Annotated in this window: 16 protein-coding genes; 12 read left to right on the top strand and 4 right to left on the bottom strand. The window is 49.1% G+C overall.

The window, feature by feature from the left end:
- The first annotated feature begins 139 nt into the window (after positions 1 to 139).
- From ACFO4L_RS15245 to ACFO4L_RS15215, 7 genes are all read left to right on the top strand, one after another.
- A complete protein-coding gene (locus ACFO4L_RS15245) occupies positions 140 to 1,999 on the top strand; it encodes a sensor histidine kinase (RefSeq protein WP_377910526.1) in 1,860 nt (619 codons plus the stop codon).
- Positions 1,959 to 2,600, top strand: coding sequence for a response regulator (locus tag ACFO4L_RS15240; protein WP_377910525.1), 642 nt, complete (start codon positions 1,959 to 1,961; stop codon positions 2,598 to 2,600). The genes ACFO4L_RS15245 and ACFO4L_RS15240 overlap by 41 nt, the downstream gene beginning before the upstream one ends.
- A 139-nt stretch (positions 2,601 to 2,739) precedes the next feature.
- On the top strand, positions 2,740 to 4,191 hold the full coding sequence (locus ACFO4L_RS15235; protein ID WP_377910524.1) for a S8 family peptidase: 1,452 nt from the start codon (positions 2,740 to 2,742) through the stop codon (positions 4,189 to 4,191).
- 306 nt (positions 4,192 to 4,497) lie between these two features.
- Positions 4,498 to 5,991 (top strand): sensor domain-containing diguanylate cyclase, encoded by a 1,494-nt coding sequence (locus ACFO4L_RS15230; RefSeq protein WP_377910523.1) that lies wholly within the window; start codon positions 4,498 to 4,500, stop codon positions 5,989 to 5,991.
- Between the two features lie 259 nt (positions 5,992 to 6,250).
- Positions 6,251 to 6,457 (top strand): hypothetical protein, encoded by a 207-nt coding sequence (locus ACFO4L_RS15225; RefSeq protein ID WP_377910522.1) that lies wholly within the window; start codon positions 6,251 to 6,253, stop codon positions 6,455 to 6,457.
- A gap of 281 nt (positions 6,458 to 6,738) precedes the next feature.
- Complete coding sequence (locus tag ACFO4L_RS15220; RefSeq protein WP_377910521.1) at positions 6,739 to 7,416, top strand: hypothetical protein; 678 nt, start codon at positions 6,739 to 6,741, stop codon at positions 7,414 to 7,416.
- A 20-nt stretch (positions 7,417 to 7,436) separates the two neighbouring features.
- Complete coding sequence (locus ACFO4L_RS15215) at positions 7,437 to 7,604, top strand: hypothetical protein (protein ID WP_377910520.1); 168 nt, start codon at positions 7,437 to 7,439, stop codon at positions 7,602 to 7,604.
- Between the two features lie 87 nt (positions 7,605 to 7,691).
- On the opposite strand, the gene ACFO4L_RS15210 is transcribed toward ACFO4L_RS15215, so the two are convergent.
- Complete coding sequence (locus ACFO4L_RS15210; RefSeq protein WP_377910571.1) at positions 7,692 to 8,345, bottom strand: methyl-accepting chemotaxis protein; 654 nt, start codon at positions 8,343 to 8,345, stop codon at positions 7,692 to 7,694.
- A gap of 367 nt (positions 8,346 to 8,712) precedes the next feature.
- On the opposite strand from ACFO4L_RS15210, the gene ACFO4L_RS15205 reads away from it, so the two are divergent.
- From ACFO4L_RS15205 to ACFO4L_RS15190, 4 genes are all read left to right on the top strand, one after another.
- Positions 8,713 to 9,000 carry a metal-sensitive transcriptional regulator gene (locus ACFO4L_RS15205; RefSeq protein WP_168004467.1) on the top strand — a complete coding sequence of 96 codons (288 nt, stop codon included), beginning with the start codon at positions 8,713 to 8,715 and terminating at the stop codon, positions 8,998 to 9,000.
- Between the two features lie 21 nt (positions 9,001 to 9,021).
- Complete coding sequence (copZ, locus tag ACFO4L_RS15200; RefSeq protein WP_377910519.1) at positions 9,022 to 9,231, top strand: copper chaperone CopZ; 210 nt, start codon at positions 9,022 to 9,024, stop codon at positions 9,229 to 9,231.
- Positions 9,232 to 9,334: 103 nt separating this feature from the next.
- Positions 9,335 to 11,575: a heavy metal translocating P-type ATPase gene (locus tag ACFO4L_RS15195; protein ID WP_377910518.1), complete on the top strand. Its 2,241-nt coding sequence runs from the start codon at positions 9,335 to 9,337 to the stop codon at positions 11,573 to 11,575.
- Between the two features lie 393 nt (positions 11,576 to 11,968).
- The gene (locus ACFO4L_RS15190; protein WP_377910517.1) at positions 11,969 to 13,063 is read left to right on the top strand and encodes an acyltransferase family protein; all 1,095 of its coding nucleotides are present in this window, start codon (positions 11,969 to 11,971) and stop codon (positions 13,061 to 13,063) included.
- Positions 13,064 to 13,577: 514 nt separating this feature from the next.
- On the opposite strand, the gene resA is transcribed toward ACFO4L_RS15190, so the two are convergent.
- Both resA and ACFO4L_RS15180 read right to left on the bottom strand, forming a co-directional pair.
- A complete protein-coding gene (gene resA, locus ACFO4L_RS15185) occupies positions 13,578 to 14,114 on the bottom strand; it encodes a thiol-disulfide oxidoreductase ResA (protein ID WP_377910516.1) in 537 nt (178 codons plus the stop codon).
- 77 nt (positions 14,115 to 14,191) lie between these two features.
- Positions 14,192 to 14,410, bottom strand: coding sequence for a hypothetical protein (locus ACFO4L_RS15180; protein WP_377910515.1), 219 nt, complete (start codon positions 14,408 to 14,410; stop codon positions 14,192 to 14,194).
- Positions 14,411 to 14,527: 117 nt separating this feature from the next.
- Here ACFO4L_RS15180 and ACFO4L_RS15175 point away from each other — a divergent pair, with 117 nt between their 5' ends.
- Positions 14,528 to 14,743 carry a hypothetical protein gene (locus ACFO4L_RS15175; RefSeq protein ID WP_377910514.1) on the top strand — a complete coding sequence of 72 codons (216 nt, stop codon included), beginning with the start codon at positions 14,528 to 14,530 and terminating at the stop codon, positions 14,741 to 14,743.
- A gap of 101 nt (positions 14,744 to 14,844) precedes the next feature.
- On the opposite strand, the gene ACFO4L_RS15170 is transcribed toward ACFO4L_RS15175, so the two are convergent.
- Positions 14,845 to 15,456, bottom strand: a complete 612-nt coding sequence (locus tag ACFO4L_RS15170; protein WP_377910513.1) for a TetR/AcrR family transcriptional regulator — start codon at positions 15,454 to 15,456, stop codon at positions 14,845 to 14,847.
- Positions 15,457 to 15,552: the final 96 nt, after the last annotated feature.

Genomic DNA, 15,552 nt, shown 5'->3' with positions numbered 1-15,552 from the left:
GCAGATAATCCTTTCCAATCCGCGTGACGAAAAACCCGCACCTTTCTAAGTCGTATTATGTGATAATCTAAAATCAGTCTGAAACATAGCGGAAGCAGGATATGATTTTCCCGGGATTACGCAGAAAGGAGGGAGCCTATTGATTCGTCCAGCTGTAAAAAGAGAAAAAGTTTCTGCCTTCTATTTAAGCACGGTAACGGCAGCAGGGCTGATCGTCTTTTTAAGCTATTTGCCAGCTGTAGACATGCCGTTTTCGCTGCCGATTTTACTTTTGTTTATGCTGTTTTTATTTATCACTGAATATTCGGCTATTCCTGTTTTTAAAAGTTCGACGACGCTTGGATTTCCGCTGGTCTTTGCCATGGATTTATTCTTTGGTATCGGCACCGCTTTACTCGTGTACGGTATCGTTGTATTTGCTGTTCACGCTAGTTATCAGCGGCCGCTTCGGGTTCAGCTGTTTAACCCGGCTCAGCTGATTATCAGCTATGCAGCCGCGAGGGCAGCGGCTGAACAGTTATTGCCGATGGAGGAGGTTTTTTCTTACGCGCTTGCAGAACAGCTGGTCTTCGGCCTTGTTCTGACGCTGGTATTCTACATCACCAATAATTTGCTCGTAGATGCGGCTTTATGGATTCGGCCGCAGCCCTTTAAAGCAAAGGAATGGAGTAGCAAAGCGTTAGTGGAAAGCGTCGGCTTTTTGCTTTCCTACAGCTACCTCTGCCTGTTCTTTATTCTCAGCGCTGAGACCGATACGACGATTAACTTTACAAGCTTCTTCTTCTTTTTCTTCCCGCTCGCCGCTATTTCATTAATTGGGGGCAGCAATACCCGCCTCCGTAAGGAAAAAAGCCGGCTTCAGAGCTTGATTCGGTTAAAAGAGCATTATTACAGCAGACTATCGGACGAAGACTGGATGGAAGGGTCGGAGAGTATGATCCGGGAACTATTTGATTTTGACAGTCTGCAAATCTGGGTGACAGAAGCTCAGGAATGGAAAAGAAAGCTCTCGGCCGGCTTGGAATTGGCGCTGACAGAGAAGGAGGCTGAGCAGCTTTCTATTTTAATCGGCGAAGAGCGCCAAGCAGTGGAACGCACAGATAAAAGCAGTCTGAAAGAGGCGTCCTATGTGTCGAACGTCTATCGGACCGCTGTTTTTCTTCCCATCATGAATAACTCCCGCCGCCAAGGGCTGATTGTCGTCTCCTTTATTCGAAACAGGCGCGTTCCGGCTGAAGAGCTGCAGATGATGGATGCTTTGAAGGATCAAATTGAAACAGCTGTCCGGGACCGCATGTACCGGGAGGAAGCGGACAGACGCGTGCTGCTGGAGGAAAGAAATCGTATTGCCCGGGAAATACATGATGGCATCGCGCAGTCTGTTGCAGGTGCCGTGTTAAAGCTTGAAGCGGCCAACAAACATTTTGGTCAGGCACCGCAAACGGGTCATAAGCTGGTAGAGGAAGTGCTCCCCGAGCTGCGGGAGAGTCTGAAAGAAATCAGGGAATCGATCTTTTCGCTTCGGCCTGATCCATTAGAAAGCCGGGAAACAGCTGATGTCGTGCGGGAAGAAGTGAAAAAAGCAAACGAGAGATTTCCTGAGCTGGATATGCAGTTTGAAGGGGAGACCTGTACTTTTTCTCTGACACCGCATGAAAAAAAGGCAGTCTATCACATCCTGCGCGAAGCACTGCAAAATGCAGGCAAACACAGTCGCGCACGTACGGTGCACATTCGACTCCGGGAACGGCGTGCAGGCCTGGAGCTGACGATCAAGGATGATGGGAGCGGATTTTCACTGAGTGAAGCACTTGTAAAAAGCGGAAGCGGGCGTCACTTTGGGATCAGCCAAATGCATGAAGAGGCCGAGAGAGCAGGCGGCCGTCTGGAGCTGATATCGGAAAAGGAAGAGGGCACGACAATACAGCTGCTGATGCCGGCAGAGGAGGAAGATGTAGATGAAGGTAATGATTGTGGAGGATCATCGGGTCCTGCGTGACGGGTTGCGGACGATTTTTTCTCTGGAGCAGGATATTGATCTGATCGCAGAGGCGGATTCAGCGGAAGAAGCGTTTCGTCAGCTGGAAAAAGGAAAACAGCCGGATATTGTGCTGATGGATATCAACCTGCCGGGCATGGACGGGATTGAAGCCGTGAAAAAAATGAAAAAGCAGCAGCCGTCTATCAAAATTCTCATGCTGACAATGTATAAACACGATGAATATTTTATCTCGGCTATTCAGGAAGGGGCGGACGGCTACCTGCTTAAAGACACGCCATCGGACCAGGTGGTCCACGCCCTGCGGTCGGCGATGAAAGGGGAGGCAGTCGTCCACCCGTCATTAACGAAAAAACTGTTTGATTTGCATCAGAATCCCCCGGCTGAGAAAGCAGAGGGTGCTTTAACTGCAAGGGAACAAGAGGTGCTGGAGCTGCTGGTTGAAGGAAAGACGAATAAAGAAATTGCGGAAGCACTGGTAATCAGCGATAAGACGGTGAAAATACACGTCAGCAATATGTTTAAAAAAATGGGTGTAAAAAGCCGCTCCCAGGCGATAATTAAGGCGATTCAGGAGAAGCTTGTTCACATAGAAGACTAGCTCCTTTGCAGGGATGCTGCTAGACCATTGGTAGTAGTATCCGGCAAAAAGATATATCCTTTGCTGAATAGATGAAATAGTTTGACAAGTTCATACTTAAGTCATTCATTACCATTTCAGCAAAGGAGAGGGATACTTTATGAAACAACGATCCGTGCGTCAAACAGCAGCAGCATTTGTTCTTTCGTTTCTGCTCGTCCTGCCGGCCGGCATGCAGGGAAAGGCGCTGACAAGCAGCCTTCCTGTTCTGGATACAGTCATTGAGGACGGCCTTCTTACATATGTAGAAGAGGCCGGTACTGCCGAAGTCGTCATTACATTTGATGAGGAAGGGCCTTTAGCAGACAGCAGCCTGTCATTACTGGAGGATCTCGGCCTGTCAAACGTGGTGACGATGGAAGCTCTGCCGATGGCGGGAGCGATTGTCACGAAAAGCCAGGTGGAAGCTTTGAGCGAAGCCGATGATGTATTATCAGTATATTTGAATGAAGAGCTGGACTACTTCAATGAGGAATCAACAGACCTGACAAGAGTGGATGAAGTACGAACGGATGATGATTTCCGCCAGAAGAACGGCGGACTGCCTGTCACCGGAAGCGGCATTGGAGTCGTCGTCAATGACAGTGGTGTTGATGGCACGCACGAGGATCACAAATTCGGTAACAACCTCGTACAAAATGTGTTAGCTAATACAAATCTGAACAGCATTGAAAGCAGTCTTTTCCCGATTGTGTATCAGGAGGATGTGGTGAATACCGATACTAATTCCGGTCACGGCACGCACGTAGCTGGAACAGTCGGTGGGACCGGGGCTAAATCTTCGGGTAAATACGAAGGGGTTGCACCCGGTGCTGACCTGATTGGTTACGGATCCGGCGCTGTGCTGCTCATACTCGACGGTATTGGCGGATTTGACTATGCGATTGCCAATCAGGAACGCTACAATATCCGTGTGATCAATAATTCATGGGGCGGCTCCGGCGACTTTGATCCGTACCACCCGATCAACATTGCTTCGAAAAAAGCATATGACCGCGGCATTGTGACTGTCTTTTCTGCCGGTAACAGTGGTCCGGAAGAAAACACCCATAACCCATACGCAAAAGCACCGTGGGTCATTTCCGTCGCTGCGGGAAATAAGGACGGCACCCTTGCTGATTTCTCTTCACGTGGTACAGAAGGGAAGGGAGGCTCCTTTGAGATAAACGGAGAGGAATGGGAGTGGAAGGATGAGCCAACGATCACTGGACCAGGAGTTGATATTATTTCAACTCGCGTCATCGCTCCGCTTTCAGCTCTCGCACTGGAAGATGATGCCGAGTACATCGATCCGGCCTATCTGCCTTACTATACAACACTAAGCGGCACGTCCATGTCAGCTCCACACGTTGCCGGTATTGCTGCTCTGATGCTGGAAGCAGATCCGACACTTTCTCCGCAGGAGGTAAAGGATATTCTTCAGGATACAGCTTCTCCAATGGAAGGACTTGCTTCATGGGAGGCTGGAGCTGGCTACGTAGATGCATATGAAGCTGTAAGCGCCGTATTTGAAGAAGAAGTTAGTAACCAGGGACGAGGAAATCAGCGGTAAATGAATGAAAGCATCAGACAGGCACAGCCGGTCTGATGCTTTTTTAATGCTAGAGGCCTTTATATAAAACAAATACATTTAACGAGATAAAAACTTCTAAAAGATAGAAAAGCCTGCGTCTTTCATGTAAGCTCCATCATACGTATGAATCAAACATTTATCACTTATCTTATTCAACTGTAAAGCAGCATGCATCTTTAAACTTAAATTCATAAAAAATTGCATAAATAATAATCTTTAGGCCTAACTCTTTTGTCTTAAGCTGTCGATATAATCAATAAAAAAGATAGAAATGAGGGGCAGACGATGAAAATTCGTACGTGGGCATTTCTCGTCGTCAGCGGACTTTTGGCAGGGGCTGTCATGATTATGCAGTTGATTATTGCACCGATGCTTTTAACAGAAGCAAACGAGGCCGATCGCAATGCGGTGGAAGAAAACGTACTTCGAACGGCAAATTTTCTCGAGAAGGAAAAGGACGATCTGCTTCGGCAGACGATCGACTGGGCTGAATGGGACGATTCGCATCAATTTATTACCGGTGACTTTGAAGGCTACGTCGAGCTTAACCTCGATGATGAGATGCTTTCTAACATTCGGGTGCAGCAAATTGTGTTTCTGGACCAGGACGGGAAGCTTTTTTATGAAAAAGGGATTGATCAGGAGGGTGATCGGCTTAGTCAGCCTGAGACGTTTTTCCAACTGATGGAAGATCATGTGGAGGAAGGAGAGACGTCTTTCTTTGAAGAATCGAATCACGGTCTGATGATGATGACGAGTCATCCGATTACGCGTAATGATGGATCCGACCCACAGGGGACGCTGCTGATGGGCAGGCTCGTGGACGAGCCGTATACGGCCATGCTGGCAGATACGCTTTCTGTTGATCTGGCGCTGCTTTCGGATGAACGTGTGGCTTATCTCGAGGAGGAAAATAAAATAAGCGGCACCTATACCATCACAGAGGGAGCGGTGCTGAGCGTTGCGGGCGACCGGTTTTACTACGATTCCCAATCAGCTAACCTTGTTCATCTTCAGGTTGCGGCCGGAGCTGCGCTGCTTATAATTGCGGGGCTCTTTTTCGCCGCTTTTCGTTACTTTATCGGCACCCCGATAACAAAGCTTGCCGAACAGGTAAAGCAAATTGACCCAGCTGTGGGAGGAGAGGTAATAGCGTACGGCAGAAACGCTGAAACCATCCAACTGGAGCGTGAGATCAATACGATGCTCGCAAATATCCGGGAGGCTAATCAGGAAATTTCCAGAATGGCCTATCACGATCAGCTGACCGGGCTCGGGAACCGATTTTACCTGACTAACCAGTTTGATTTATTTTTGGCAAAACATGATGGACGAGCAGCACTGCTGTTTTTTGACTTAGACGGCTTCAAAAAAGTAAATGACACGTGGGGACATGATACGGGGGACAGACTGCTGCAGCAAGCTGCCTGCCGGCTTGAGGAGCATTTTGCAGCCTCCCGGTTTATCACCGCTCGTGTCGGCGGAGATGAATTTGCGGTGCTGATGGCGTATGACCGCGAGGAGGATATCCGCCAAGCAGGAACGGCGGTTATCAAGCTGATCGAACGCGCGTACAGCTTTGGCACATACCGTGCGAGCGTTTCTGCTAGTGTCGGTATCAGTACGTTTCCGGACGATGCCGCGTCACTGTCCGAACTGTTAAAAACAGCGGATGCTGCTATGTATGAGGTGAAGCAGTCGGGTAAAGGTCGGGTGATGCTCTATCGGGAGCTGATAGCGCAGAATGAGGAGAAGAAGCCGGTCGACAGAAATGCCTGAATGCAACACGCAGATAAATAAAAAGGTAAGTGTAAACGGAGTGTAGCTGGCAATAAGCAACTGGGACGATCGGGAGGACCGCCTCTTTCGATCGTTTTTTTCTGGAAAAACGCCGGTGCCGCAGTTCAATCGACGAACAACAGGACTTTTAACTGCTGAATTTGCCGAAGTTTTGACGAATGAGCTATTTTCAACTGCGTCTGAAAAGAGGATACTTACATTATTAGTATTATTACATAATAATGGAAGAGAGGGCGTTATGTTTAAAGAGTATCTTCATGATCGGAATAAAGAGCTGAAATGGAACTGGCGGGCAGATGAGCTGATTGACAGAAAGGAAGAGATCGACCTTTATTTTAAAGGGGAGTTTTATGGCCGATGCAGCAGTTATGAAGAAGCGTTTCATTTGCTCGACAAGCAGAACGCGTTTATCGACGTGTGGACGAATCAAAGCCGTTTTGAATGAGTTGATCGATGATTAAAAACGATTTTTCCATTATAAGGAAAACGACCATGAGCAATCAATGTACTGGGGCATTTAAAAGGACTCTTTTTAAATATATTGAAAATGAGTGGTACAAAGGTTTTGCGGAGAGAACGGGTCCTTTGTATAATCAACGTACACGTTAAACGCGTTGTACAACCCGGACATCACTTGAATCGTACGCAGCACGATCAACAGGAAGGTCCGGACTGCCTTCACGGCAGTCCTGTTTTTGCGGTTGTTTCACGGTCAGGAGGTAAGGTATGAAAGAGGGGTATGTCATACATGAGCAGCACGAACACGGGGTTCTGTCTGAAATGCCGGGCTGGAGCATGCAACAGGGCAACTTTCAGCAATATGCTGCAGAACGTCGTCCATATGACGCGGTTTTCCTGTTTATGGATCAAGCCGACAGCGCGATCAAAATCCTTGCTGAGGACACGGGACATTGCATTCTCGATAATCCGCTTCTCCTGATTGTACCGAAAGAAGCAATCGTTTCCTTTTTACCGGCGCTGCAGTTTCCGATCGCGGGAATATTCAACCGGGAATATTTCTTCACCAATACGGAGAGTATTCTACAGGACCTAAACACGTATCCGGCCGGACTTTGTCCGGATGGGCATTATGGACTGGTTACAAACATGTATGCGCTGCAGGCACCCGGGACGCCGATTGAATACTTTGTATTAGAGGAGTCCAATCTTCCGGAAAGAATGAATCCGCAGGCCAGGAAGCTGCTGTTATTTTTACTGAATGGTGCCGACAGTCGGACGCTGCGCCTTGAGCATGGGTACACACAGGCTGCATTACAGCATGCGAGACAGAAGCTGATGGAGGAAACGGCTTCAGACAGCGTTACAAAAGCCGTAGTCACCGCCATTCGAAACGGATGGACCACCCCGGTGCGTGCTCCTGCCCCAGAAAGGGTGCTGCTTTGACACTGCAGGAGATCAGGCTGTTGCATGAGAGCGGTTCATATCGTCTGTCTGCTTCCATTCAATCGTCAGATGCCGGTAAAAAAATGTATTACATTGTCTTGACACCGATGCGGGAAGACCTGCCGCCGCACTTGTACAACACAGAAAATTGGACGGTCTATCTATTTGTTCAGCGTCTGCTGAGCTGACAACATACGATGAATATAAAAACCGAGCGATCGCGGAACCTCCTTGACGAGTCTCCAGATCGTTCGTTTTTTTAAGCCGGGGGCTCTTTATGCCTCCAGCAGGTAGTGCAGAGATTTCGTCATGGATTCGTTAATCGACGTCAGCTCGCGGTTGATATCTGCAAATCGTTCAATAACGCGGTTGTTCTCTTCCACGGAGCGATCTACCTGATCAAATGAGGTGCTCAGGCTTTCCGAGGCAGTCCGGATTTCAGACATGTGCGAGTCAATCAAGCCCGATGCTTTCGACGTTTCCTCAGCCAGTTTTCTTACTTCTTCTGCAACAACGCTGAATCCTCGGCCGGCTTCACCTGCTCTTGCTGCTTCAATAGAGGCATTGAGCCCGAGGATATTCGTCTGGGAAGAGACCTTATTAATCATCGTCAGCACAGCGTCAACGCTGTTAATGCTTTTTTCCACCTGCTCCATACGAATTTCGAGACCCTCACTTGAACTGCTGAGCCCTTCAGCTGTCTGTTCCAGCCGTTTTGTATAGTCGGTTACCGACTCGAGAACAGTTTCTGTCTTTTTAATATTTTCCTCGATTTGAATCAAGTGCTCTATGTTATAGCCGATCCCGAGAGCGCCGATTATTTCACCGCGCCCGTTGTGAACCGGCCAGGTGCGTCCAAGAAAATGCACGCCGTACGCTTCAAACGGAGGACGTCCGGATTGAGGCGTTCCACGCAGTGCCCCCTGCATCACTTCGTCATCAGACGGAACCGGATCCCCTGCCTGAATCGGAACATCAATTGTCTTTCCGGGAAAGTGGGCGAGAAACCGTTCCTTTGTAACAATATCCATCATAAAATCATCTTTTGAGATTTGCTGGAATATCGGCGCCGCTACGACCAGCGCCTGTAAAATCTCTTCATCGGTCATTTGAGCGAGCTGATCCTTCTGCAACACATCCATCATGGCCATCACGTCCTTCGTCAAATCTGTCCTCTTCTCTAATCGGCAGAAAGACCTATTTCGTGAAGAAGAACAATATATTTTGCTATAAAGCTTGAAATACTATACAGGGGTATTGTATAGTGGAATCAAATACAAAAAGGGAGGGATCGGTATGGCCGCTCCAGAGAAGAAAGTCGTGCAGCCGAACAAGCAGCAGCTGTTGAACCGTCTCAAGCGGATAGAAGGCCAGGTCCGCGGAATTCATAAGATGGTGGACGAAGACCGTTACTGCGTGGATGTGCTCAATCAAGTGTCTGCCGTGAACTCCGCGCTTCATAAAGTGTCGATGGCGCTTCTCGCGGATCATACGCACCACTGTGTGGCGAGAGCCGTGCAGAATGATAACGGAGAAGAAGCGATCGACGAAGTGCTTGATGTAATGGAACGACTGCTCAAATAAATAATGAAGGAGGAAGAAAGTATGCTGAATAAAACGATAAACGTAAAAGGAATGACTTGCGGGCACTGCGTATCATCTGTTGAGGGAAGCGTCGGAAGTCTGGAAGGTGTCGATAAGGTAAAGGTAGACCTTGATCAGGCAACGGTTGATGTTGTATTTAACCCGGATCAGGTAACGGAAGACCAGATTAAAGAAACGATTGATGATCAGGGATTTGACGTTGTTTCTTAAAAGGAGGCCGGGCTGACATGGGAAAACCGTGCAGCCCTGCTTTTTACCTGCTTAAATACTCCTTGGGGGTATAAGTATCTGGTGAAAGGAAGGTGAAGCTCTCATGAAAAAAGTGAATATGTCGGTTTCCGGGATGTCCTGTGCTTCCTGCGTGAATCGGGTGGAAAAATCGCTGAAAAAAGTGGAAGGCGTGGAAGAGGCTAACGTGAACCTAGCCTCACACAGTGCGCAGGTTCGCACGAGTGATGCCGTCACAACCGAACAGCTGATTCAGGCAGTGGAAAAGATCGGCTTTGGTGCGGATGTGGATGAAGATGGATCGGTGAAGGACCGCTCGGATAAACAGGAATCGGAAGCCTCCTCGCTGAAAAAGAGCGTGCTGTGGAGCAGTATTCTCACGGCGGTCGTCTTAGTCGGAAGTATTCCGCACATGATGCCCCACTGGGGTACATGGGTCCCGGCGTTTCTGGCCAGCCCTTACGTTTTGCTCATCTTAACGACGTTCGTGCAGCTCGGGCCTGGACGCCGGTTTTATACGAAAAGCTATCAAGTGCTGAAAAACGGGTCCGCAGATATGAACGTGCTCGTCGCGATGGGAACAACTTCTGCCTGGCTTTACAGCGGGGCGCTTACGCTTTTCCCGGCTTATCTGACAGGTCTTGGCTTCCCGAATGAGCTTTATTATGATGTGACAACCGTTATCACCACGCTCATTCTTGTCGGACGCTATCTGGAAGCGAAGGCTAAAGGCCAGACATCCACAGCGATTAAAAAGCTGATGAACCTGCAGGCAAAAACAGCTCGTGTTGTTAGAAACGGCGAGCAGGTAGAGATCCCGCTTGAAGACGTACAGATCGGCGATGAGCTGATCGTGCGGCCGGGTGAACGGATTCCGGTGGACGGTATCGTATTAAAAGGCGCTTCGACAGTAGATGAGTCGATGCTTACCGGTGAATCCATTCCTGTAGAAAAGCAGCTCGATGACCCGGTTATCGGTGCGACGATCAATAAATCCGGCAGCTTCACGATGCAGGCCGCCAAGGTCGGGAAGGATACGGTTCTGTCTCAAATTATCCGCATGGTCAATGAAGCTCAGGGGTCTAAAGCACCGATTCAGCGAATTGTTGACGTAATTGCGGCCTACTTTGTGCCAGCTGTAGTTCTCATTGCGCTCATCAGTGCTGCAGTCTGGTTCTTTATCGGACCAGAACCAGCGACGATCATGGCGCTGACCACCTTCATTGCTGTGCTGATCATAGCCTGTCCGTGTGCGCTTGGCCTGGCCACGCCGACCGCGATCATGGTCGGTACGGAAAAAGGAGCAGAAAACGGCATTTTAATCAAAGACGCGACGAGTCTTGAGCGGGTTAAGCACGTTGATACGATTATTTTCGATAAAACTGGCACGATTACGGAAGGCAAACCGGTGGTCACCGATTTGCTGCCGCAAGGTGCTTTCACAGAAGAAATGTTGCTTCGCGCAGCAGCCTCTGTGGAAAACAGCTCGGAGCATCCACTCGGCGAAGCGATTGTCGCTGCAGCCAGAGAGCGCGGCTATAAGCTGGAAGAGCCGGAGCGCTTTCAGTCCATTACGGGCCACGGCATCGAAGCCATTCTGAACGGTCAGACGATTCTGATCGGCAATGACAAGCTGATGCGGGAGCGCGGCGTCGATACGTCTGCACTTCAGGGTGACGCGAAGAAGCTGGCCGAGAATGGTAAAACACCGATGTTTACGGCAATCGACGGCGAAGCTGCAGGGCTCGTAGCTGTAGCAGATACGCTGAAGCAGGATGTGAAAAAATCCGTGCAGGCACTGCAGGACCTTGGCATGAAAGTACTGATGCTGACAGGGGACCATGAAGGAACCGCGGCTGCGATTGCCAGAGAAGCCGGCATCGATGACTACATCGCGGAAGTACTTCCGGAGCACAAGGCAGATGCCGTGAAAAAGCTGCAGGCAGAAGGTCGGGTCGTCGCAATGGTCGGGGACGGCATTAACGATGCACCGGCACTGGCACAGGCAGATGTCGGCATGGCGATCGGAACCGGCACAGATGTTGCTATGGAAACGGCGAACATCACGCTGATGAAGGGTGACGTCGCAAAAGTAGTGACGGCAGTGAGGCTCTCTCGTTCGACGATGCGTATGATCTGGCAGAACCTCGGCTGGGCATTCGGCTATAACGTCGTGCTCATCCCGGTAGCAGCTGGTGTGCTGTTCCCGGTGTTCGGCATCCTGTTGAATCCGATGCTCGCCGGTCTTGCAATGGCACTCAGCTCCGTATCTGTTGTGCTGAACACCTTGAGACTGCGAAAATTCAAATCAATTCCGGCTGCTTAGCTGGACCGGGCACCAGAGGACGAACTCTGGTGCCCGCTACGTTTAGCTGATGATGCTTCTGATCAGGAGGATGTGTTGAAGCTGCGTCTTACCAATCGGCTGCCCCATGTAGATTAGAGATGCTTACAGTAAGGGGTATACAGCTGAACGCTTTGCGGACTCGTACCAAGCAGGGAAATGATTCTCATTAAAATGGCACCGCAGCTTCTTTACATCGAGGCCGATGGTGCGGGCGAAAGGTTGATTCGCTGAACGATTTCAGTGGTGCTGAAAAGTGACATGATCGTGTAATCTCTTTAGAGATTTATCTGTATGTTTTCTACTTCTGCTTCACACTTTCTTCATACACATATGATTGAATGGGGGAAGTGAATGGACAGGGGATGATACATAATGAGGCAAAGCCCTGTATTATATGAGGCATACTGGCTGCGTACGATCGCCTGTCTGGCGGTAATGATGACGCATACCGTCGACGTGACACTGCTTCATTATGAAAATCAGATTGGCTGGCTGGAAGAAAATCTGCTAATTTTAATGCGGTTTATGGCGTACTTTGGGACACCGGCATTTGTGTTTTTATCCGAATTTCTAATTGCAAGAGCTTACCGGGAGCAGGTTCCGGCCTCTTTTCTCCGGAAAAGAGTACGGTACCTGCTTATTCCGTTTGCTGTGATGGGAGTGGTTTTTGCCGTTGCACTTGCACCGTCATGGTCGGCCGTGCCGGATCGAGCGGCGCTTCACATTTTGGCAGGAGGCTATACTGGATATTTTGTGCTGATCATTTTTCAATTTTATTTGCTTCATCTGCTGGCAGCCCGCTGGCTCAACTGCAGGAAACCATGGCCCGTTCTCGGCTGCAGTCTGGTGATCAGCGCCCTTTATCTGCTGTTTTTTAATGTGACCGAGCCGCCGGCAGGAGCGGTCGCGGAATACATCTGGCAGCGCGGATACTGGCTTCCGTTCATCGGATGGCTTTTTTATTTCACGCTTGGCTTTTATGCAGGCATCTATTATGATCAGCTGAAACAGCGGCTTGATGAACATCGTTGGCTGATCCGAATCCTGCCTGTTTTTTCTATCCTGCTGTTGATTGTGCTCGTTCGGACAGATACAATCCTTGTCGTTTCCTCTAAGCGTATCGACATGCTGCTGTATACAACCGCAATGATTTTTTTAATTTTCTATCTGGCAAGATTTACAGAAAAGGCACCGCCTCCAGTGCTCTGGATCAGCCGCTATTCCTTTAATATCTATCTTCTTCATAATCTGTTTCTGCTGCATGCCCCACCAATTCCGGGACTGCCGCCGCTAGTATATGCAGCAACTGCGCTTACGGCTGCCCTGCTGCTTTCGATCACTGCAGCGGCTATTCTTGCAAAGCTGCCCGGCAGTGATTACATCATCGGCAAGCAGCTTCCTGTGCCACATGATAAGGCTGCTAAAAAGGAGCGGCTGCGTCCGCAGGGCAGAACGGTCTCCCGATAATAGATAAGCCGCCGGAAAAGCGGAGTAAGCTTTTCCGGCGGCTTTTAATAGTGGCAGTGAATTCGTCGTTGAAAGCAGTCACGAGGTTGATAAGATCAGGTTCAAGCATGAAACGTTCATGCAGGAGAATGAAAACTTGGTGCTTCTGTTTGATAACGCCAGCTGTCACTTAAATAACTTTACCCAACTTCATAAAGAAGCTTCCGGCCGCCGGAAGCCATCCGGTCTGAAGTTCCAGAAAAGTTGAGCGTTTCAGCAGAGAAATTAATCATTTGCTTGATCTGGGTGAACGTTTATTCGTTATAGCAGTCTTAAGTTGATGCTCGTAAACAGTTGCGAGGCGAGGTTAACGCTTATGCGGTCAGAGTTGAACATCTTGCTGCCGAAGTTCATGCTTTCAGCGGAAAAGTTAAACACTTTCATTCGAAGAGGTGCGGAGACCCGTCGGATTTCTGTTACACAAAAAAGGTACTGAAGCCGCCAAAGCTGGCTTGTTCAGTACCTTTCAGTGCGATTAGGAAGCGGATTGATCCGGCACGAGACTTTCCAGGGACTCTACCACCTGTTGTTCCGTTTTGCCGCCGACATGATGCTCCTGCACCTCACCGGTTTCGTCAATCAGAAAAACAGATGGAAGAACGCCGACTCCATATGCGCTGCTCACAAGCATATTGCGGTCGATATAAAGCTCGTAATCAAGCTGAAAACGCTGCTCGTGGCGCTCGACCTGAAGCTCCGTTTCATCTACATTTACGTTCAGCACCTGTACGCCGCGCTCTTCATACTCCTCAAAATGTTCATTTAAATAGTCCATCTTATCGCGGCAGTATGTGCAGTAAGTAGCCCAGAAATTGAGGTAAACTCCTTCGCCTTCAAAGTCCTCCAGGTACATTTCTTCGCCGTCCATGTTTTCGAGCACAAAATCAGGTGCTTCATCTCCTTCGGCGACGAGACCCTGATCCTCTGAAAAATGATTATAAAAGGTATAGCCAATCGCAAGCATCATGACAAGCAGAATGCTGGAGCGGATAAGAAGCCGTTTCTTTTTCATGCTGGTTCCTCCTCGAACAAAACATCGTTCGTGCAAGCGTACCAGCTGAAAAGCAAGCATTCAACAGGCAGAAAGCATCAGTGCCTGATCACTTCGACCACGGCCAGCGCAGCTGTGGAAAGCAGAAAAATTGCACCAAGCAGCACGAAGGTAAGCAGGCGTTCTTCCAACAGGAATGCATAAGCATCCGGAGCGGCGAACGCTGCCTGAGGGAAAAAGAGAAACAGAGTGAATACCAGCATAAGAAGAAGCGAGCCGTACTTCATCCAGATCAGGTGCTGAAGATGCGATGTCATAAGCGTCAGTCCTTTTTCTTTTTACTATAGCTTGGAATGGGAAAAAGTGCCACATGAATGTCGGAGGAATGTTTTCGAAAACGGGTATAGGTACATATATGAAAGGAGGAGGCGAATATGGGATTCGTATCTAAGCTGATGGACGGGGCAAAGAATTATTCTGTTGCGGATTTTGCCGTATTAAAGACAGGGCTGCTCGCGCTAGGTGTCATCACAGGCATGTCCTTTCCACGCAGGCTGCAGGCGTTTTTTCCGCTTTTCATGGCTGTCTATCTGGTAAGCCTCGTCTATATTATCGTACGCACCTTTTCACTGGCGGAGCAAGATGAGTAACAGGCTGGCGCAGTCCAGGTGAGATGGCGGCCAGTCAGCTGCGATTTTTTCCGCGTCTGCTTCAGGCTGTCTCTGTCAATCTGCTGAGACAGCCTCCGCTCTTACGAATCCTGATTTTTCGACTTGTCGTACAGCTCAGCGGATGTTCGGAGAGAGCCGTTTCTCGTCAGGCTGTAGGTCAGCTGATGAAACTGCTCCAGCGTCAGATCTTTGCCGCGGCTGAACCACAGAGTGAGCATGCCGAGACGGGAGGCCATTTCCGCTTCGACGATGTATTCCATTTTCAGGCGATCCTGCGCGGACAGCCCTGCCAGTTCGGAGGCAGAATAATACAGCAAGTAATGACGCATTCTGTCTTTGAGCCTGTGAGCGAACGTCGGATCGCCATTCGGGCCGAGCAGCACTCTTAATTTATCACCGTGCGTTTCATAAAAAGAGGTGAAATGCTCCATGCTCGTATAAAAATCAATTCCTTCATGATGAAGTTTCATCATTTGTTCAAATTCTGCTTCATCGGGTATAATCGCTTCTTCAATGGTGCGCAGAGCATCGTATACATCGGTGAAGTATACATAAAACGTTCCGCGGTTAAAGCCGGCTGCATCAGTAATTTCACGGACCGTGATCCGGTCAATCGGCTTATCGCAGTAGATCTGCCAGAAGTGATCGAGAAGTGTCTGCTTCGTTTCTTCTGGTTTTGGTCGGCGTGGCATAGGTCCAGCTCCTTTTCGTTACCCGACAGATCCCATCTGATTGTTGATTGATAGGGAAATCGGCGTATGATAGCGTAATCGTACAACACGTTGTTG

It is taken from the genome of Bacillus daqingensis (genome assembly GCF_042654445.1).
Lineage (GTDB): Bacteria > Bacillota > Bacilli > Bacillales > Salisediminibacteriaceae > Alkalicoccus > Alkalicoccus luteus.
Note: the sequence above shows the minus strand (reverse complement) of the source record. Positions and strands in the feature narration are given on the sequence as shown.

Bases quoted from the DNA above. Each gene is read 5' to 3' on its own strand.
- ACFO4L_RS15210 (WP_377910571.1), bottom strand. From the start codon at position 8,345: ATGCAGGGGGCACTGCGTGGAACGCCTCAATCCGGACGTCCTCCGTTT.
- resA (WP_377910516.1), bottom strand. From the start codon at position 14,114: ATGAAAAAGAAACGGCTTCTTATCCGCTCCAGCATTCTGCTTGTCATG.
- ACFO4L_RS15190 (WP_377910517.1), top strand. From the start codon at position 11,969: ATGAGGCAAAGCCCTGTATTATATGAGGCATACTGGCTGCGTACGATC.
- copZ (WP_377910519.1), top strand. From the start codon at position 9,022: ATGCTGAATAAAACGATAAACGTAAAAGGAATGACTTGCGGGCACTGC.
- ACFO4L_RS15220 (WP_377910521.1), top strand. From the start codon at position 6,739: ATGAAAGAGGGGTATGTCATACATGAGCAGCACGAACACGGGGTTCTG.
- ACFO4L_RS15230 (WP_377910523.1), top strand. From the start codon at position 4,498: ATGAAAATTCGTACGTGGGCATTTCTCGTCGTCAGCGGACTTTTGGCA.
- ACFO4L_RS15225 (WP_377910522.1), top strand. From the start codon at position 6,251: ATGTTTAAAGAGTATCTTCATGATCGGAATAAAGAGCTGAAATGGAAC.
- ACFO4L_RS15240 (WP_377910525.1), top strand. From the start codon at position 1,959: ATGAAGGTAATGATTGTGGAGGATCATCGGGTCCTGCGTGACGGGTTG.
- ACFO4L_RS15235 (WP_377910524.1), top strand. From the start codon at position 2,740: ATGAAACAACGATCCGTGCGTCAAACAGCAGCAGCATTTGTTCTTTCG.
- ACFO4L_RS15170 (WP_377910513.1), bottom strand. From the start codon at position 15,456: ATGCCACGCCGACCAAAACCAGAAGAAACGAAGCAGACACTTCTCGAT.
- ACFO4L_RS15195 (WP_377910518.1), top strand. From the start codon at position 9,335: ATGAAAAAAGTGAATATGTCGGTTTCCGGGATGTCCTGTGCTTCCTGC.
- ACFO4L_RS15205 (WP_168004467.1), top strand. From the start codon at position 8,713: ATGGCCGCTCCAGAGAAGAAAGTCGTGCAGCCGAACAAGCAGCAGCTG.
- ACFO4L_RS15180 (WP_377910515.1), bottom strand. From the start codon at position 14,410: ATGACATCGCATCTTCAGCACCTGATCTGGATGAAGTACGGCTCGCTT.
- ACFO4L_RS15175 (WP_377910514.1), top strand. From the start codon at position 14,528: ATGGGATTCGTATCTAAGCTGATGGACGGGGCAAAGAATTATTCTGTT.